Annotated in this window: 12 protein-coding genes and 1 pseudogene; 5 read left to right on the forward strand and 8 right to left on the reverse strand. The window is 72.8% G+C overall.

Features of this window, described 5'->3' with window-relative positions; genetic code table 11:
* Positions 1-904 (forward strand): annotated as a pseudogene (locus CA984_RS45955) (hypothetical protein); the annotation flags it as partial.
* 162 nt (positions 905-1,066) lie between these two features.
* Positions 1,067-4,786 (forward strand): S8 family peptidase, encoded by a 3,720-nt coding sequence (locus tag CA984_RS08645; protein WP_086570058.1) that lies wholly within the window; start codon positions 1,067-1,069, stop codon positions 4,784-4,786.
* 220 nt (positions 4,787-5,006) lie between these two features.
* On the opposite strand, the gene CA984_RS08650 is transcribed toward CA984_RS08645, so the two are convergent.
* Complete coding sequence (locus tag CA984_RS08650; RefSeq protein ID WP_165781159.1) at positions 5,007-7,739, reverse strand: AfsR/SARP family transcriptional regulator; 2,733 nt, start codon at positions 7,737-7,739, stop codon at positions 5,007-5,009.
* A gap of 247 nt (positions 7,740-7,986) precedes the next feature.
* Between CA984_RS08650 and CA984_RS08655 the strand changes: the two genes are divergently transcribed.
* From CA984_RS08655 to CA984_RS08665, 3 genes are all read left to right on the forward strand, one after another.
* The gene (locus CA984_RS08655; protein WP_086570062.1) at positions 7,987-9,075 is read left to right on the forward strand and encodes a ThiF family adenylyltransferase; all 1,089 of its coding nucleotides are present in this window, start codon (positions 7,987-7,989) and stop codon (positions 9,073-9,075) included.
* Positions 9,076-9,079: 4 nt separating this feature from the next.
* Complete coding sequence (locus CA984_RS08660) at positions 9,080-10,273, forward strand: hypothetical protein (protein ID WP_086570064.1); 1,194 nt, start codon at positions 9,080-9,082, stop codon at positions 10,271-10,273.
* Positions 10,274-10,357: 84 nt separating this feature from the next.
* Positions 10,358-11,509, forward strand: coding sequence for a hypothetical protein (locus CA984_RS08665; RefSeq protein WP_086570066.1), 1,152 nt, complete (start codon positions 10,358-10,360; stop codon positions 11,507-11,509).
* Positions 11,510-11,563: 54 nt separating this feature from the next.
* On the opposite strand, the gene CA984_RS08670 is transcribed toward CA984_RS08665, so the two are convergent.
* The 7 genes from CA984_RS08670 to CA984_RS08700 all read right to left on the reverse strand — a co-directional run bounded on the left by CA984_RS08670 (position 11,564) and on the right by CA984_RS08700 (position 19,155).
* Positions 11,564-12,562 carry a helix-turn-helix domain-containing protein gene (locus CA984_RS08670; protein WP_086570068.1) on the reverse strand — a complete coding sequence of 333 codons (999 nt, stop codon included), beginning with the start codon at positions 12,560-12,562 and terminating at the stop codon, positions 11,564-11,566.
* Between the two features lie 202 nt (positions 12,563-12,764).
* Positions 12,765-13,937 (reverse strand): lipid-transfer protein, encoded by a 1,173-nt coding sequence (locus tag CA984_RS08675; protein ID WP_086570070.1) that lies wholly within the window; start codon positions 13,935-13,937, stop codon positions 12,765-12,767.
* Between the two features lie 44 nt (positions 13,938-13,981).
* On the reverse strand, positions 13,982-14,392 hold the full coding sequence (locus tag CA984_RS08680; RefSeq protein WP_031160573.1) for a MaoC/PaaZ C-terminal domain-containing protein: 411 nt from the start codon (positions 14,390-14,392) through the stop codon (positions 13,982-13,984).
* Positions 14,392-15,351 carry a bifunctional MaoC family dehydratase N-terminal/OB-fold nucleic acid binding domain-containing protein gene (locus CA984_RS08685; protein WP_086570072.1) on the reverse strand — a complete coding sequence of 320 codons (960 nt, stop codon included), beginning with the start codon at positions 15,349-15,351 and terminating at the stop codon, positions 14,392-14,394. Before CA984_RS08685 ends, CA984_RS08680 begins: the two co-directional genes overlap by 1 nt.
* On the reverse strand, positions 15,348-16,502 hold the full coding sequence (locus CA984_RS08690; RefSeq protein WP_086570074.1) for an acyl-CoA dehydrogenase family protein: 1,155 nt from the start codon (positions 16,500-16,502) through the stop codon (positions 15,348-15,350). Before CA984_RS08690 ends, CA984_RS08685 begins: the two co-directional genes overlap by 4 nt.
* Complete coding sequence (locus CA984_RS08695) at positions 16,502-17,587, reverse strand: acyl-CoA dehydrogenase family protein (protein ID WP_086570077.1); 1,086 nt, start codon at positions 17,585-17,587, stop codon at positions 16,502-16,504. Before CA984_RS08695 ends, CA984_RS08690 begins: the two co-directional genes overlap by 1 nt.
* Positions 17,587-19,155, reverse strand: coding sequence for a long-chain-fatty-acid--CoA ligase (locus CA984_RS08700; protein ID WP_086570079.1), 1,569 nt, complete (start codon positions 19,153-19,155; stop codon positions 17,587-17,589). The genes CA984_RS08695 and CA984_RS08700 overlap by 1 nt, the downstream gene beginning before the upstream one ends.
* Positions 19,156-19,260 lie beyond the last annotated feature (105 nt).

Raw genomic sequence — 19,260 nt, forward strand, 5'->3', positions numbered from 1 at the left:
CACCACGCCGGCCCCGGCCGAGTCGCCCCTCGCCGCCGCCCCGGCACCACGGCCGGCCGCGCCGCCGCTGCCCGCTCCGCTCCCCGCCGACGTGCTCGACGACCCGCCGGCGCCGACCGCGGGCTTCCCCCCGCTGGAGGACCTGTTCCGCCCTCTCACCCCCGAGACGCGGGCGGCCCTGGCCTACACCGACAAGCTGGTCGCCTCCGCGCCCCGCGAGGAGCCGATCCCCGCCGCGTTCGCGACCTGGCCCACGCCCGTGGCGCCGCCGGAGCCCCCGGACGCCGCACCGGTCCCGGCGGCCCCCGGCGGGACCGCCCAGGCGCAGCCGCCCCTCCCCGGCTGGCCCCTGCGCCCGGACGAGCTGGACGGACCGGCCCACCAGCACTGGACGCCCCCCGCGGAACGGCCCGGCACCGGCCGGACGCCCTCCGTCGAACAGCCCACCAACAGCCGGACGACCCCCGCCGAACAGCCCACCACCGACCGGACGACCCCTGCCGAACAGCCGAGCGCCGACCGGACGACCTCCACGGAACGGACTGCCACCGGCCAGACGACCTCCACGGAACGGGCTGCCAGCGGCCGGGGGCCGTACACCAGGCGGCCCCGGCACGCCGCCCCGTCCGGCGTCGCACGGCCGGACGCCCCCGGGCCTGAGGCGATCACACCGGACACCGCCGGCACCGCCGGCATCACCGGTGCCGCCGAGGCGGAGGCCGGGCCGGCGCGGGTCTCCCGGCCGGCGCGGGCCGGCAGACGGGCACGTCGCAGGCACAGGGCGGCCGGTGGCGGCCACCGCCACCGCCACCACGACTGGATATGGGAGCTGGTCGGCTTCCTCATCTGCGTGGCGATCGCGATGATCGTCTTCTTCGCGGTCCCCACGATCGTCACTCCCTGAGCACAGGTCCCGGCGGCCGTCGATGACGGCCCGATCCGGGCACCCCGAGCTGTCGCATTAGCGACATGTCATATTTTCGGCAGGCGGTAAATCGTGACGTGAGGGAGTCCTGTCGCCCACTCTCGTGATCAGCAGTACCGAATCACGGAAGGCCACCCCCTCATGCACTGGCTCGCGCGTCTTGCCGCCACCGGAGCGGCGCTCTCCCTCGCCCTACCGGCGTTACCGTCCGGGGCCGAGACCGCTTCCGCCCCGTCTCCGGCCACCGGCCTCCACCGGGTCACCCTGATCACCGGCGACGTGGTGACCGTCCGCCAGGCCGCGGCCGGGAAGTGGGCCGTCACGGTCGATCCCGCCAAGGGCCGGGAGAAGATCAAGTTCACCACCCACGACATCGACGGGAAGCTGCAGGTGCTGCCCGACGACATGGTCCCGTACGTGGCCGAGAACCTGGTCGACAAGGGTCTTTTCGCCGTCGGCGACCTGATCGAGCAGGGATACGACGACGCGGGCAGCCGCACGCTGCCGCTGCTGCTCGCCTACGACAAGGGCGCGCGGACCTCCGGCGCCCTGCCCGGCGCCAAGGCGGGGACCGAGCTGGAAAGCATCGACGCGCGGGCCGTGGACGCCGGCAAGGGCGAGCTGGCCGCGTTCTGGAAGGCCGTCGAGGCGGCGCCGTCGGCTCGCTCCGGCGGGCCCCGGCTCGCCTCGGGGATCCGGAAGATCTGGCTGGACGCCAAGGTCAAGGTGGACCTGGAGCACAGCGTTCCGCAGATCGGCGCCCCCGAGGCCTGGAAGAGCGGGTTCGACGGCAAGGGCGTCAAGGTGGCCGTCCTCGACACCGGCGCCGACGAGAACCATCCCGACCTCGCCGGAAAGATCGCCGACAGGCGCAACTTCACCGCCGACCCCTCGACCCAGGACGGCCACGGGCACGGCACCCACGTGGCGACCACCGTCGCGGGCCTCGGGACGGCCTCCCAGGGCCGCCGCAAGGGCGTGGCCCCCGGCGCCGAGCTGATCGTCGGCAAGGTGCTGGACAACGGCGGCTCGGGCCAGTTCTCGCAGATCATCGCGGGGATGGAGTGGGCCGCGGCGTCCGGCGCCGACGTGGTGAACCTGAGCCTCGGCGGCGAGGCGACCGACGGCACCGACCCCGCCAGCGCCGCCCTGAACGCGCTGACCGAGCAGACCGGCACCCTCTTCGTCGTCGCGGCCGGCAACGAGGGCGAGGAGTACTCCGTCGGTACCCCCGGCGCCGCGACCTCCGCGCTGACCGTCGGCGCGGTCGGCGCCGACGAGACGCTCGCCTCCTTCTCCAGCCGTGGTCCGCGTCTCGACGGAGGCGCCAAGCCGGACATCACCGCCCCGGGAGTGGCGATCGTGGCCGGACGGGCCGAGGGCACCTCGATGGGCGAGCCCGCCGACGAGCGCTACACCGCCGCGTCCGGGACCTCGATGGCGACCCCGCACGTGGCCGGCGCCGCCGCGATCCTCAAGCAGCGGCACCCGGACTGGAAGGCCCCGCAGCTCAAGGACGCCCTGATCTCGACCGCCAAGACCGCGCGGGACCTGACCGTCTACGAGCAGGGCGGCGGGCGGGTGGACCTCGCGCGCGCCGTACGGCAGGACGTCACGGCCACCGGCGTGCTCGACCTGGGCACCCACCAGGACGGCGACTCCACGAGCCCCGCCGGGACCGTCGCCTACACCAACTCCACCCAGGCGCCCGTCTCCCTGGCGCTGACCGCCACCCTGAGCAACCTGGACGGTGACGCCCCCGCGCAGGGCGCGCTCACCCTGGGCTCGGCGTCGGTCACCGTCGACGCCGGCGCCACGGTCACGGTCCCGGTGAGCGCCGACCTGGCGAAGCTGGCCCATGGCCGGCACTCCGGCCATCTCACCGCGACCACCGCGGACGGCTCGGTCGCCCTGCAGACCACGCTGGCGCTGACCAGGAGTCCCCGCACCCACAAGGTGCGCATCAGCGCCGTCGGCAAGGACGGCAGGCCGTCGAGCATGAGCACCATCTTCATGTTCGGCCCCGGAGCGCAGGACAACCTCCTCACCTACATCCTGCCGTGGGAGGCCGAGGAGGGGAAAACCTTCGAGATCCCCGAGGGCACCTACTACGCGCAGGGCCAGTTCGGCGAGGAACGGTCGGGCGCGCGCGTCATCGACATCAAGATCGACATTCCCGAGTTCCCGGTGACCGGTGACGCGGAGCTGGTGTTCGACGCGCGGAAGACGCGGCCGATCGTGATCAAGACGCCGCAGCCGGTGGTCCAGGAGGGCATCTCCACGTTCGCCAGCTACCGCGACACCGGGACCCGGAAGATCTCCTCGTCGTACATGAACTTCCCCTCGGTCGAAGAGCTGCACGTGGCCGAGACGCAACCGGTCCGCCAGGGCGCCTTCGAGTTCACCTCGCGCTGGCAGTACGGCGCGCCGAGGCTGTCGTCACGGGTCAGCGGCCTCAAGGGGCCGCTGGACATCTCCCCGACGGTGAGGTCACCGGAGTGGAACGGCAGGTACCGGTGGGAGCTCGTCGACGGCGGACACGGCACCCCCGAGGAACTCGGCGCTCTCAAACTGCGCGGCCGGGCAGTCATCATGTCGAGCGCCTCGCAGGACGACCCCCAATGGGACGAGATGATCGCCGCCGCCGCCGAGGCGGGCGCCGCGGCGGCCGTCGTCGTACCGGCCGCCGACGACAACCCGTGGCAGTACTGGTCGCCGGTCATGGACAGGCAGGCGATCCCGGCCGCCACGATCCCCCATGAGCAGGGGAAGAAGCTGCTGGAGCGGGTCCACAAGGGCAAGGCCGTCCTCGACGTGACCGGGAACATGGCCATCCCCTACGTCTACGACATCTCGCAGGTCTCCAAGGGGCGGATCCCGGAGCAGATCGTCTACGAGGCCAACGCCTCCAACCTGGCCCGGGTGGACACCGGCTACCACGAGACCGGCGGCTTCGGCTGGGCCAAGGAGCAGCGGTTCGGCTGGCGGCCGTGGCAGGTCTTCGCCAACGAGGGACAGCGGTGGGTCCGCACGGGATCCGCGCGCACCGAGTACGTCACCTCGGGCGACACCGAGTGGGAGCACGTGGCGCAGCACATGTTCACCTGGGAGGCGTTGCGCCCGCTCTCCCCCGGGCTCACCGGCGGGCTGCGCGGCTACGCCGCCGGTGAGAAGGTCGGCGAGCGGTGGTTCGGTCCCGTCGTGCGGCCGGCGGTCCCGCCGGGCAGGCCGGAGTTCACCCCGACCCGGACGGGGGACACGCTGAGGCTCGACATCCCCGAGTTCGTCGACGCCGCCGGCCACTACGGCTACGCGTTCACCTCCGACGAGGAGGACACGGTCTCGGCCCGCTTCTACCGCGACGGCACGCTCGTCGAGGAGCCCCGACGGGCCGTGGGGAACTTCCCCGCCGTTCCCGGGAAGGCCACCTACCGGATGGAACTGTCCACCAAGCGCTCGTCGGAGGAGTGGACGTACGCCACCGAGACCAGCACGGCGTGGACGTTCGGTTCCGCCCGCCCGAAGTCCGGCTCCGAACCGCTGCCGCTGCTCGGCGTCGACTACACCGTGCCCGCCGACCTCGACGGCCGGGTCCGCCGGACGCTGCCGATCCCGCTGGACTTCGGCGTGCGGAGCACCGCGCCCGGCCTCGCCCTGCGGCAGGTCACGGCCGAGCTCTCCTATGACGACGGAAAGAGCTGGAAGCGCCTGGTGCTGCTGCCCCGCGGCAAGGACCGCTACTCCACCCTGGTCTCCCACCAGGCGCGCAGGGGACAGTACGTCTCGCTGCGGGTCACCGCGGAGGACAGCGCCGGGAACGCGGTCAAGCAGACCGTGCTCCGCGCCTACGGGGTGAAGTAGCGGCCGTGCTCCACGTTCACGGCGTGGAGTAGGGCCGACTCTCCGGGGCCGACGTCGAGGTTCTGCCTCCGGAGCGGGCGAGCCCTCCACGGACCCGTCGCGGATGAGAGCGGAGCGGACCTTCCAGCTGGAATGGCCGGAGAGATTGTCGGTGATGACGGTGGCGCCGGGACGGCCGGACCGTGAAGCGCCGCGGGAGGACTTCCGGTGCCGCGTCCGGTCAGCCGAGAGCGGCCCGGGAGCGGGCGATCTGGTCGCGGGTGCGAGCGGACCAGACGTGTTCGTTGAGCGGGTCGAGCCGGTGGAGGCAGGTGGTGAAGTGGGCCAGCGCGGCCCGTTCGTCGCCCCGCCACCGGCTGATCTCGCCCAGCGTGTAGGAGATCAGCGCCTCTCCCCGAGTGTCTCCGGCGTTGACGGACATCTCCGCGCACCGGAGGAGGATGCCGGTGGCGGTGTCGTGGCGGCCCAGCGCGGCCTCGGCCTGGGCCAGCCGGTGCAGCGCCAGCCGCTCGCCGGTGCTCCACCGCAGGTCCCGGCAGAGATCCAGGCAGGCCCGGTAGTAGCCGATCGCCTCCTCGACGCGGCCCGTCTCGTAGCAGGCGATGCCGAGCATCCGCAGGAAGCGGGCCCGGTGGACGGCGCTGTGTCCCTCGGCGCGGGCGAGGGCCCGGCGGCAGATCGCCGCGGCGGCGTCGTGGCGGCCCAGGAAGAACTGGATCGCGGCGATCTCGGTCCACGCGCTCAGCAGGCCGTGCCCGTCGCCCAACGCGTCGAACCGCTCGGCGGCCAGGGTGGCGGCGGCGAGCGCGGACCCCAGGTCCGCCTCCAGGGTGGCGGCGACCCCGAGCGACGCGTACGCGGCGGCGTGCTGATCCCCCGTCCGCGAGCAGCGGTCGAGCAGGTGGCGGAACTCGTCGGCGACCCCGCCGGCGCGTCTGCGGTCCACCTCGGCGTCGGCGCGCACCAGCCGCAGGCGCGTCTCGGCGGCGGCGTCACCCGCCGCGGCGGCGGCGTCGGCGGCCGTCCCCAGCATGCGGACGGCATCGTCGTGGAAACCGCGCACGATCAGGAACGGCGCCAGCGCGTAGGCGAGTCCGGCCGCCTCGCGCACCAGCCCGGCGCGGGCGGTGGTCTCGGCCACGTCCCGGGCCGTGGCGGCGACCCGGCGTAGCGCCGCCACCCTGCTCCGCCCGCTCTCCTCCGTGACGAACAGCTCGGCGGCGAAGCCGCGCAGCAGGTCGTGCATGCGGTAGCGGGGCTGGTCCGCGGCGTCGGCGTCACCGGCGGTGATCAGTCCGGCGGCGGCCAGCTCCTCCAGGGAACCGTCCACGTCGCGCACGGTCGCGTCCGCCAACGCGGCCACCGTCCAGGCGGCCACGCCGTCGGCGGCCACCGATCCGAGCAGCCGGAACGCGCGCCGCGCGGGCGCCGACAGCGCCGCGTAGCTCGCCCCGAACGTGGCGCGGACGTCCAGGTGGCCCGCACGCAGCTCGCTCAGCGCCGGGGCGTCGGCCAGCCGCCGCGCCAGCTCGGCCAGCGGCCAGGCAGGACGGGTCACCAGCCGCGCCCCGGCGATGCGCAGCGCGAGCGGCAACCGCCCGCAGGCGCGTACGATCGCCTCCGCCGATTCGGGGTCGCTCGCCACCCGGCTCGCCCCGGCCACGCCCGCGAGCAGGTCGCGGGCGTCGGCGGGCGGCGGCACGTCCAGTGCGTACGCGATCGCGCCGGGCATCGCGGGCAGCGGCCCCCGGGAGGTGACGAGGACCGCCGACCCGGGAGTCCCGGGGATCAGCGGTTCCACCTGGGCCTCGCCGGCCGCGKCGTCCAGCAGCACGAGCACCGCCCGGTCGGCGACCTTGGCCCGGTACATCGCCGCCCGCTCCTCGACGGAGGAGGGCAGGCCGGCGGAGTCCACGCCGAGCGCCCGCAACAGCTCCGCGAGCGCGTCGGCCGGGTCGCGGGGCGACGCCGAGGCGTCACACAGCCGGACGAACAGCTGGCCGTCCGGATACCGCTGCCGCACCAGATGCGCGACATGGACCGCCAGCGCGCTCTTCCCGACGCCGGGCGGCCCCGACACCGTCACGATCACCGGCGCCGTCCCGGTGCCGTCCAGCGCGGCGACCAGGTCACGGGTCTCGCCCTCGCGGCCGGCGAAGTCGGCGATGTCGGCCGGGAGCAGGCAGATCCCCGTCCAGGCGGGTTCCCGGACCGTCTCCCACGCGGGAGCCGGGACGGGGGCGTCGTCGAGGACCGCCGCCTGCAGGCCGCGTAGTTCCTGGCCGGGTTCCACGCCCAGCTCGGCGACGAGCGTCGAGCGGGCCCGCCGGTACGCCTCCAGCGCCTCGGCGCGCCGGCCCGCCCGGTGCAGCGCCAGCATGAACCGGTGCCACAGGCGTTCGTTGAGCGGCGCGGCCTCCACCAGCGGTGTCAGCTCACCGACGAGCTCGTCGTGCAGGCCGAGCCGCAGGCGCACGTCGATCCAGCCGAGCCGGGCGTTCTCCCGGCGCTCCTCCAGCTCGGCGACGCGCGCCTGCATCGTCGCGGCCAGCGGCACGTCCTCGGCCGGTCGGCCGCGCCACAGCGCCAGCGCCTCGGCGAACAGCCGGTTCGCCGTGGCGGCGTCGCCGCCCGCCGCCTCCAGCCGGGCTCGCCGTACGGCCTCGTCGAAGGCGAGCAGATCCAGCCGGTCGGGGCCGAGGCGCAGGCGGTAGCCGTACGGCACGGTCTCGACCTCGATCGCGGCACGGCGCAGCGCGGTCAGGTACGTCTGAAGGTTCGGCAGGGCGGACCGGGGCGGGTCGTCCCACACCGAGGCGATCAGCCGGTCCCTGGACAGCACGGTGTCCGGATGGAGCAGGAAGACGCCGAGCACCGCGCGCACCTTGGCGGCCAGCCGGAGCGGCTGCCCGGCATCGGTGACCCGGACCGGTCCGAGGACCGCGAAGTCCACTTCGTCTCCCGGAACGATCAGCGGTTCTGCAGCTTCTATGGCGACCATATGCGGTTTCTGTGGGCGAAGGGAGGAGCTTGATCAAAGACATCCGGAAGGAGGTGGATGAGATGAAGATCGAGGTTCGCAAGGTGGAAGCCGTCAAGGCCACCCAGTTCATGACCTGAGGCACCGCCTCTCAGCCGGTCGGGAGGTGGCACGGCCGCCTCCCGGCCGGCTCCGTCCCGACGAGCGATGCGGATGAGCGATGCTGGTGATGTTGAAAGAGTGCGCCTGGGAGTCTCTCGGTGACGAACTGGTGGTGGTCCACGACCCGCGCGAGGCGTACACGCTGGCTGATCCGGACGGCCGGATCGCGGCTCTCCTCGACGAGCTGGCCCGCGGGCCGGCCACGGCGGAGGAGCTGAGCGAGGCGCTGACCGCGCGAGGCGTGGCCGTCACGGGAGACAACGTCCGCGACGGTCTCACCGGGCTCGACTCCCTCGGCCTGGTCGAGAACGCCGACGAACGCCTGCTGGGCGACCCGGACGCCGACGAGCGGCATTTCTCCAACCTGACGTTCTTCGGGGTCTTCGCCCGGCTCGGCAGGTCGCGAGCGGAGTTCGTCCGGCGGCTGCGCGACTCCCACGTCCTCGTGCTCGGTGCGGGCGGCGGCGGCTCGTCCCTCGTGCAGTGCCTGGCCGGGCTCGGCGTCGGCGCGCTGACGCTGGTGGACCGCGACGACATCGCTCCGCGCAACTTCGCCCGCCAGTTCCTCTACCGGCACGCCGACATCGGCCGGTCGAAGGCGGAACGCGCCGCCGAATGGGTGCGCGAGTACGACCCGGGCATCGAGGTCCGCGCCGTGGACCGGTGGATCTCCGGCCCGGACGACCTCAAGGACCTGACCGGGGACGTCCATGTGATCGCCGGCGGCCTCGACGGCGCGCTGGACGCGAACCTGTGGGTCAACGAGGCGGCGCTGCGCGCGGGCGTCCCCTGGGTGGCCGGCGGGATGACCCGCACCCAGCTCATCTACTTCTCCGTCGACCCGGGCAAGAGCGCCTGCCTGCGCTGCGACGAGTCCGACCTGCCCCGCCTGGACGAACGCACGACCGCGGCGGTCGCCCATCGGCTCACCCGCGGGCTGCGGCTCGCCAACGGCCTCACCGGGCCGATGGCGATGCAGGTCGGGTCGCTGGTCGCCTACGAGGTCATGCGTTACCTGACCGGCGTCGAGCCGCCGCGCGCGGCCGGGTTCCGGGTGGTCGTCGACCTGCTCAACGGGCTCGTCCCAGTGTGGCGACCGTTTCCCCGTGATCCCGCCTGCCCGGCGTGCGCACTGGCCCGGCGGTGAGCCGATGAGCGGCAGGGTCCCGCTGCGCCCGCTCAGCGTGGTCGAGGAGGACGATGAGGTACTGGTCGGCGATCCCGCCACCGGCACCTTCGTGACCATGCCGGCCGTGGGCGGAGTGGTGATCTCGGCGCTGCTGCGCGGCGCGACCGAGGAGGAGGCCGCAGCCGAGGCCGAGGCGTTCGCCGGTGAGCCCGTGGACATGCCGTCGTTCGTGGCGACCCTCGCCGAGCTGGGATTCGTCGACGACCGGCCCGACGTGGAACGCCGGGCCGTACGCACCGCGCCCATCCAGATGCGGCGCTGGATGGCGGGGGTCAGCCAGCGCGCGGCCCGCCCCTTCTTCGGACCGGTGGCCTGGACCTGCTACACCGTCCTGGCGCTGTTCTGCCTGGCCGTCTTCGCCGCCTCGCCGTCCCTGTTCCCGAGCCCGGCCCGGGACGCGTTCCTGCTCGACGACGTCGGGCTGAGCGCGCTGCTGCTCGTGCCGTTCGTCCTGGTCTCCACGGCTCTGCACGAGGGCGGCCACTGGCTCGCCGCCCGGGCGATCGGCGTCGAGTCCCGGTTCGGGATGGACCGGCGGATGATGCTGCCCGTCCTGGAGACCGACCTCTCCCAGATCTGGACGGTGCCGCGCCGCCGCCGCTACGGGCCGCTGCTCGGCGGGACGGCGGTGGACGTGGTCCTGCTCAGCCTGCTGCTGGGCGCCCGCCTGCTGATCCGGCAGGGGACGTGGTCACCGGACCCCCTGGTGGACGCGACGCTCTCGACATGGGTGTTCGTGAAGCTGGCGGGCCTGCTGTGGCAGTGCATGGTCTTCCTGCGCACCGACCTGTACGGGGTGCTGGTCAACGCGCTCGGCTGCCGCGACCTGTGGCGGGTCAAGACGCTGATGCTGCGGCGCGCGTTCGGCAGGCTCACCCCGGCGCAGGCGGCGGAGCTGGACTCGGCCGCGCCCGCCGACGTGCGGGCCGGGCGGTGGTTCCGGTGGCTGTGGCTGGCCGGGTTCGCCGGGGTGCTGGCCTGGTCCGTCTTCTTCGTGGCCCCCGTCGTGGTGACCGTGCTGGTGTGGGCGGCCGGGGGGCTTCTGCTCGGGCCGCTCAGCTCGCGGTTCTGGTACGCGTTGCTGTGCGCCGTCCTGCTGCTCGGCCCGTACCTCCTGGCCGCCTCCCTGGCCGTCCGGGAGTACACCCGGCGGTAGACGGGGGCATCGTACGGCAACCGGCTCGCGAGCCTCGCCGGTCGGTACGGCGGGCGGCCCAACAAACCTGATCAAGGAGTTGACGTGTGGGAAATCAACGGTCGTCGGGGAAAGGCCCTGCGTGGCGCCGGCCTCGCGCTGCTTCTGGCGGCGGTTCTCGCGGGCTGCGGGGACGGCGACGGACGGTCCGCGGGCCCGGCCGGATCCGCGTCCCGTGCGCCGGAAGGATCGGCGTCCCCTACGACGGAAGGGTCGGCGTCCGCCACGCCGACGGTTTCCAGGACCGGGCTGCTCTACCGGGACAGGGAGATCTCGCTGAGTGACATCCAGGCGATCAAGAACGGATGCCCGTCGGACATCTACGTGGAGTTCGCGGACAGCGGGCCGCGCGTCCTCGGGTCCGACGAGTCGAACCCGCGCCTGAATGACTACGGGGATCAGACGGAGGAGGGCAGGCCGCCCATCCTGGCGTGGTCGCCCCCATGCTCCTCGGCGAACGGGCGGTTCGACTTCGACGACGTGGCCGTCGCCAAGGCGGCCGCGGACGCCGGGGACCTCGATGAGGCGGGCTGCCGGGACGCCGCACGGGCGGCGGTCGGCAGCGGTACGGACATCGACCGCTACGGCACCCAGGCCCTGGCGGTGGGAGACCGGTTCTGTGAGGACTTCGCCGCCGAGGGCCGCGTGGTCCTCCTGCGTGTGGTGAAGGTGAGCGGCTCCCCGGTCGCGGAGCTCACGTTGTCGGCGACCCTGTGGGCCGGGCCGGCCAAGGCCGAGGGCCCGCCGGCGCAGCCCGGTGACAAGGTCTACGAGAACCAGCCCTTCACGGTGGCCGACGACGTGGCCAAGACACAGGACTGCGGCATCGGCGGTGTCGGGATCGGTTCGGACATGCCGCGCGTCAGGTATCGGCACACACTGTCCGGTGGCGGAGGGGACGTCGAGTACTTCCCGAGCTGCCTGTCCGGAAGCCCGAAAGTGCGGTTCGGCGGATACGTGGCCCGGGTGGAGGGCGGCGCCGACCCGGACATCACCGCCTGCCAGGACGCCGCGGCGCGCGGCGAGCGCGACGACCTCGACGTGCCGGTGTCCGAACTGCGGACCGGGGACCGGTTCTGCATGTTCGACAGCTTCGAGAAGTACGTCGCCCTGTTGAAGGTGACCGCCGTGACCGCCGAGGCCCCCGTGTCCGCGACCTTCTCGGTCACCCGCTGGGAAGCTCCCGAACCGTCCTAGTGCCGCGTTCCTCATAGCAGGTGGACGAACTCATGGCGCAGGACCCGGGAGCGCCTAGAGCCATCGTTCCCGGGCGGCGTGCCAGGCGAGCTGCATCCTGGTCTGCGCGCCGGCGAGCTCCATGATGTGCGACAGGCGCCGCTGCACGGTCCGCTGGCTGAGCCCGAGCTGGCTGGCGATCGACTTGTCCGGCACCCCGGCGACCAGCAGCGACAGCAGGTACAGGTCGTCGGAGTTCAGCGGGCAGGGATGGGTTCCCTCGGTGAGGGCGCCGTCCTCGGCGATCCGCAGCGGCGTCGCCCGGTCCCAGTAGCTGTCGAACAGCGCGATCAGCACCTCCAGCAGCTCGCCGCCCCGGATCAGCGCGGCCGTCGGCTCCGCCGTCCCGGCATGCCGTACCAGCGGCATCAGGCCGACCTCCCGGTCCACGACCATCAGGCGGACCGGCAGCCGGGGCAGGGCTCGGGCGCTCTCCCCCAGCTTGACGCCGTAGGCCACGTTGGCCTGCATCCCCGGCTCCTCCAGCAGGTCGCGCTCGTAGATCACCCGGTAGACCACCCCGCGGCGCAGCGCGTCGAGCTCCTCGTCGTTCTCGGTCGCGTGCATCACGATCGCGCGTCCCCGGCAGAAGCAGAGAACCTCCTCGCGGGCGTTCTCCTGCAGGTGTTCGAGCTGCTCGCGCATGGCGATCCGGTTGGGGAGCACCTCGACGAGCCGGTCGGCGTCGCGGCGGCGGGCGTTGCCCCGGTGTTCCTCGGCCAGTTGCTCCACCTCGCGCCGCGCCCAGTCGAGCGACTGCTGCTGGCGCAGCAGCCGGGCGCCCAGCACGATGTCGGGGGCCACCGCGGTGAAACGCCGCTCCGCCGGGGCGGCCGGCTCCGGGACGGCCGGCCGGACCAGGCCCCTGGCCTCCATCGACCGCAGCGCCGCCTCGGCCGTCGCGATGTCGAGCCCGAGCTCGCCGGCCAGGTCGGTGACGTCGGCCTCGGCTGCCGTGACCAGGAACCGGTAGACGCGTTCCTCCAGCGGATCCAGCCCGACCGTTTCCAACATGTCGCAATAATGCCATCCGAAACACGCATAACGGACGCAACTTCACTTCAGAGCCGAGGCCGCCGTGGTGGGCGGTGGAGCAAATCCTCCGGCTGCTCGTGACACCCGAGCGTCTGCCGGAGAATCCGTACGAGAAGGGAGCGCGCCTCCCCTCCTGACCTCGCACGCGGGTACGGCCGCCGCGCGTCACGGACGGCGGCCGTCACTCCGCCGACAGGATCAGGCCACTGGTGGGCACGCCGGTCCCGGCGGTGACCAGGACGTTACGGACCCCGGCGACCTGGTTCACCGAGGTGCCCCGGATCTGCCTGACGGCCTCGGCGATGCCGTTCATGCCGTGGATGTAGGCCTCGCCGAGCTGGCCGCCGTGCGGGTTGACCGGCAGGCGGCCGTCGATCTCGATGCCGCCGCCGGCCACGAAGTCCCGCGCCTCGCCCCGGCCGCAGAAGCCGAGCTCCTCCAGCTGGGTGAGCACGAACGGGGTGAAGTGGTCGTACAGGATGGCGGTCTGGATGTCGGCGGGCCCCAGGCCGGACTGCTCCCAGAGCCGGCGGCCGACCACCCCCATCTCCGGCAGGCCGGTCATCTCGTCGCGGTAGTAGCTGGTCATCATCAGCTGGCCGGCCCCGGCGCCCTGGGCCGCGGCGCCGATCAGCGCGGGCGACCGGCGCAGGTCCCTGGCCCGCTCGGCGGAGGTGACCACCAGGGCCACCGCACCGTCGCTCTCCTGGCAGCAGTCGAGCAGGTGCAGCGGCTCGACGATCCACTTGGACGCCTGGTGCTCCTCCAGCGTGATCGGGCGGCCGTGGAACCACGCCGCGGGGTTGGTGGCCGCGTGCCGGCGCATGGCCACGGCCACCCGGCCGAAGTCCTCGGACGTCACACCGTAGGCGTGCATGTAGCGCCGGGCGAACATGGCGACCCAGGCCGCCGGGGTCATCAGCCCGTACGGCACGTGCCAGCTCATCTCAAGGCCCTGCGACGAGGGCTCGCCGCCGATCCGCGCGTCGGGCTGGCCGAACCTGCGCCCCGAGCGCTCGTTGAACGCGCGGTAGCAGACCACGGTCTCGGCGACCCCGGTGGCCACCGCCATCGCCGCGTGCAGCACGGTGCCGCACGCGGCGCCGCCGCCGTAGTGCACGCGGGAGAAGAACGTCAGATCGCCGATGCCCACCTCGCGGGCCACGGCGATCTCCTGGTTGGTGTCCTGGGTGTAGGTCACCAGCCCGTCCACGTCCGAGGGGCTCAGGCCCGCGTCGTCCAGCGCCGCGAACACCGCCTCGGCGGCGAGCTGGAGCTCGGACCGGCCTGACTGCTTGGAGAACTCGGTCGCGCCGATGCCGGCGACAGCCGTACTCCCCGGAAGGGAGACCACGGTGATGGGTGCCTTTCTTCGGATGGAGCGCGCGGAGGCCGCGGTCAGCGGTCGGGGAGGGCGAACCGGACGGTGCCGGAGGCGTGGTCGCCGAGGCTGACCTTGCCCCGGACCTCGACGGTGAACTCGCCGTTCTCGCAGGCGACGACGGTGCCGGTGAAGGTCAGCGTGTCACCCGCGTAGGCGGGGACGCCGAGCTTGACGTTGATGCCGCGGATCAGCGCCTCGGGACCCGCCCAGTCGGTGACGTAGCGCTCGACGAGGCCCATCGTGGTCAGGATGTTGAGGAAGATGTCCTTGGAACCCTGTGCTCTGGCGCGTCCGACGTCGTGGTGGACCGGGGTGAAGTCCATCGTCGCCAGCGCCGTCGAGACGATCGCGGTGGGCGTCAGCTCGATCACGAGATCGGGGAGGACGGATCCGATCTCGACCTGGTCTCCGGTAAGCGTCCGCATCACGACTCCTGGGGGACCCACATGGGCAGGATCAGCTCGTCGTCCATCTGGCGATACGTCACACGCACCTGCATACCGATACCCACTTCTTCAGGCGGACAGTCCACAACATTGCCTACGATCCGCACACCTTCCGGCAGCTCCACCACTGCGACCACGAAAGGGGTGCTCCGCCCCGGGACCGGGGGGTTGTGGTGCACGACGTAGCTGTAGACCTCACCCACGCCGCTCGCCACGACGTGCGTCCGCTCGACCGAACGGCACGACGGGCAGACCGGCCCCGGGGGGTGCCGGAGCTCACCGCAGTCGGCGCATCTCTGGATCCGCAGCTCGCCTCTGCCGACACCCTCCCAGAAGAACGCGGTGTCCTTGTTGATCGCGGGCTTGAGCGGGTACGGCTCGCGCGCCTCGGGCTTGGTTTTCCGCTCCCGGGGGCGAAATTTCAGTACCCGGAACAGCATGTCGGCCACGGGCTCGTCCTGGGAGTACCACGTGATGTTCCAGGTGACGAAGTAGCCCTCGCCGAGCGCCGTCCTCTTCGGCCCGGAGAGCCCGGCGAACCGGGTGGCCGGGACCGGCCGCTCGCCGAGCCTCAGGTAGCGGTGGTAGGTCTGCTCGCAGTTGGTCGCGACCACCCCGGTGTAGCCGCTGCCGTCCAGCGCCCGGAGCACGTCGTCGACCGGGGTGGTCGCCTGCCTGCCGTCCCTGTCCACGCCGGGCATGGTCCAGACCTGGATCATCGCCGGAGGCGCCACGATCTCCCCGTGCGCGCTGCCCGCCGCGGCCTCCGCGTCGGTGTAGACCGGGTTGGCGTCCCCCATGGCCGCGGCCCAGTGCCGGATCATCGGGAGGTTCACCGGGTCCGCCGCCGCGACGCCCCGGACCTCGCCGACCGCGATCTGCCGCTCGGCCAGGGCCATGAGCCGGTCGTGGAGGTCCGCCTCCGCCGTCGCGGTCATCGGGGCGGCCTCGGCAGGCTCAGGCCGAGCATGGCGATCAGCTCGCGCTGGACCTCGTTGACGCCGCCGCCGAAGGTGAGCACGATCGCGCCCTTGACGCCGTGGTCGAGACGGCCGATGAAGTCGGCCGTCGCCGGGTCGGCCGGGTCGCCGAAGCGGGCCAGGACGTCGCCGACGATCCTGCCGACCTCCTGCATCCGCTCCGAGCCGTAGATCTTGGTGGCCGAGGCGTCGGGGGCGCCCAGCCAGCCCAGGTCCATGTTGGCCGCGACCTGCCAGTTCAGCAGCTCGTTGGTCCGGAGGTATGCGTAGACCCGGCCGAGCGCCCGCCGTACGGCGGGCTCCTCGATCAGGCCGGTGTCGCGCGCCCAGCGCAGGAAGCGGTCGTAGGTGTGGGCGATGTTGCCCGCCGGGCCCAGCGTGACCCGTTCGTGGTTGAGCTGGTTGACGATCAGGTCCCAGCCCTTGTTCTCCTCCCCCACCACCATGTCCACCGGCACGCGCACGTCGGCGTAGTAGGTGGAGTTGGTGTGGTGCCGCCCGTCCATGGTGGTGATCGGGGTCCACGAGAAGCCGGGGTCGGCGCAGTCGACGATCATCATCGTGATGCCGCGGTGCTTCTTGGCGGCCGGGTCGGTGCGGGCGGCCAGCCAGATATACTGGGAGTAGTGCGCCCCCGAGGTGAAGATCTTCTGGCCGTTGACGACGTAGTGGTCCCCGTCGCGGAGCGCGGTGGTGCGCAGGGACGCCAGGTCGGTGCCCGCCTCGGGCTCGCTGTAGCCGATCGCGAAGTGGCACTCCCCCGCCAGGATGCGCGGCAGGAAGAACTCCTTCTGCGCCGCCGTGCCGTACTGCATGAGGGTGGGGCCGACGGTCTGCACGGTGATGATCGGGTAGGGCACCTCGGCGCGGGCGATCTCGTTGGCGAAGATCTGCTGCTCCAGCGGGCCGTACCCGCCGCCGCCGTACTCCTTCGGCCAGCCCAGCCCGAGCTTGCCGTCGCGGCCGAGGTTGCGGCAGTGCTCCATGTAGGTGTGGCCGAACGGGTCGGTGGAGATCTTCTTGCGGTCCTCGGCGGTCAGGCAGCCCCGGAAGTAGTCGCGCAGCTCGTTGCGGAGCCGCCTCTGCTCGGGGGTCAGGTCGATCAGCATCAGACGAGCGCTCCGATCGTGTCGAGCCGGGCCTCCACACCGCCCAGCAGGTGGGCGTGGTGCTTGCCCCAGGCGAAGTAGCGGTGCAGCGGGTAGGTCACGTCCAGGCCGATCCCTCCGTGCAGGTGCTGACAGGTGTAGAGCGCCTTGAGCACCGGGTCCGTCACGGTGAGGGCCGCGACGGCCAGGTCCGTCTCGGCCTCCTCGGCCGATCCCTCGGCCAGCCGCCACGCCCCGGACCACACGGCCACGTCCAGCGCGCGGCCGGCGATGTAGACGTCGGCGATCTGCACGGTCACCGCCTGGAACTCGGCCAGCGCCCGGTCGAACTGCCTGCGGGTCCTGATGTACTCCGTGGTCAGCGCCAGTGCCCCGGCCAGCACGCCGGAGGAGACGGCGACGATCCCGGCCAGCGCCAGCCGCCGCAGCCCGGCGAACGCCTCGCCGTCCCGCGCGCCCACCGGCTCGCCCGGGGCGCCGTCCAGCGTGAGCGTGGCGGCGGGCTCGCCGGTGGAGACCGGCTCCGCCCGCACGGTCATCGCCTCCGGGGCGACCAGGAACAGCCCGACGCCCTCCTCGGTGGTGGCGGGGACGAGGACCTTGGACGCCTGGGCCGCGTACGACACCGTGCTCTTGCGCCCGTGCAGCACCCATCCGCCGCCCTCCTCCCGTGCGGTCGCGGCCGGTGCGGCGCCGAGGCCGCGGCCCGGCTCGCGCAGCGCGGAGGTCAGCACGAGGTCGCCCCCGGCCAGGGGCGCCAGCGCCTCGCGCTGCTCGCGGGAGCCGTACCGGGCGATGGCCAGCGCGGTGACCAGGCTCTGCTGGACGGGGACCGGGGCCACGCGCGCGCCGATCTCCCGCAGGACGACCGCCAGCTCCACCGGTCCGAGCCCGGCGCCGCCCGCCTCCTCCGGGAGGCAGGCGCCCAGCAGCCCGGCCTGGGCCAGGGAGCGCCACAGCTTCGCGTCGTACGGCGCGCCGCTCGCCTCGTGGGCTTCGAGCCTGCTGGATGTCACCTCGCGGCCGAGCAGCTCGGCCGCGAGGTCGCGCAGGTCACTCTGCGTCTCGTCAAGGTTGAAGTCCACTAGCGCTCCAGGGGGTGCGGCCGGCCGTGCCGGACGAACTCGTCGTCGATCTCGGTGATGTCGTCGGGGGTCAGCGGCCGCCATCCCCGCCGGCCCGGGGGGCGCCACCAGACGGGGTCGCCGGTGTGCCAGCCCTCCGCGGCGAGGATCCGCTTGACGACCTTGTTCGAGGCGGTCTGCGGCAACTCCTTACATATGCGGATATATCGAGGTATGGCTTTCGGGCCGACGTCCCTCCGGCCGGCCAGGAAGTCCTCGAAGGCCGCCTGGTCGAAGCCGTTCTCCAGCACCAGGGCCGCCATGACCTGGTCGCCCGCCGCCGCGTCGGGCACCGGGTAGACGGCCGCCTCGACCACGCCGGGGAACTCGCGGACGACCGCCTCGATCGGCGCGACCGCCAGGTTCTCCCCGTCCACGCGGAGCCGCTCGGTGCCCCGCCCGGCGAAGAACACGTAGCCCCGGGAGTCGGCGTAGGCCAGGTCTCCCGACCAGAACACGCCCTCCCTGATCCGCTCGCGGTCGCCCTCGGGGTCGTTGTAGTAACCGTCGAACAGGCCGGGCCCCTCGGTGTTGACCAGCTCCCCGATCGCCTCGTCCCCGTTGAGCAGCCGCCCGTCCTCGATGACCGCGGCCGGGCACCTCCGCCCGTCGGCGGGGTCGCGGATCTCGACGCCGTCGGGCAGCCTGCCCAGGCAGCCGCTCGGCCCCGCGGGGTCGGGGGTGATCGCGATCGCGGTCTCGGTGGATCCGAACGCGTCGATGACGTGGCAGCCGAACCGTTCCCCGAACCTGCGGACCGCGGTGGCGCTGCCCTCGTTGCCGAAGGCGATCCTGAGCGTGTTGTCCCGGTCGCCGGGCTCCGGCGGGGTGGACAGGACGTAGGAGAGCGCCTTGCCGACGTAGTGGAGGTACGTGACCCCGTAGCGCCTGACGTCGGCCATCAGCCCGGACGCGGAGAATCTGCGCCGGATCACCAAGGCCGCCCCGGACGCCACGGCCGGCGCGTACGCCGCCATGACGGCCCCCGAGTGGAACAGCGGCATGGAGCAGTAGACGACGTCCTGCGGCGAGAGCATCGCCGCCAGGTTGACGCCCGGGACGGCGATCTTCCGCTGCGTGACCCGCACCGCCCGGGGCCGGCCCGACGTCCCCGAGGTGAAGATCAGCATGACCAGCCCGTCTCCGGTGTCGCGCTCGGCGGGCGGCGGCGCGGCCCGGAGTCCGGCGACCTCCTCGGCCAGCTCCGCGTACGCCGGTTCGTGGACGATGAGGTCCACATGGGTCGCGTCCGCGTCGCGGGCGAGCTCGGCGGCGCTCCTGGTCGTGTTCAGCGCGACGAGCACATGGCCGGACAGGGCGGCCCCGCCCAGCAGGAAGAGCATCTCGGGAACGTTGTCGGACAGCACCCCGACATGCACGGCCCGGCCTCGGGCGTCCATCCGGGCGCCCCTGACCCGGCACTCCGCGACGTACTCGCGCCAGCTCCACACCTGGTCCTCGAAGAGCAGCCCGGGCCGATCGTCCCCGGCACGCCGCTCCAGCAGCTCCGCCAACGTCTCCCCGGACATAACGCCTCCCAGCAATGAAGCTCAGGCCAGCAGTTCCGAAAAGTAGAACACATTCTATTATTTGTCCAGGGGCGGCCGGCCGCAATAAGCCGCGACATGCCGATC

Source organism: Streptosporangium minutum, assembly GCF_002149035.1.
GTDB classification, from domain to species: Bacteria; Actinomycetota; Actinomycetes; order Streptosporangiales; family Streptosporangiaceae; genus Streptosporangium; species Streptosporangium minutum.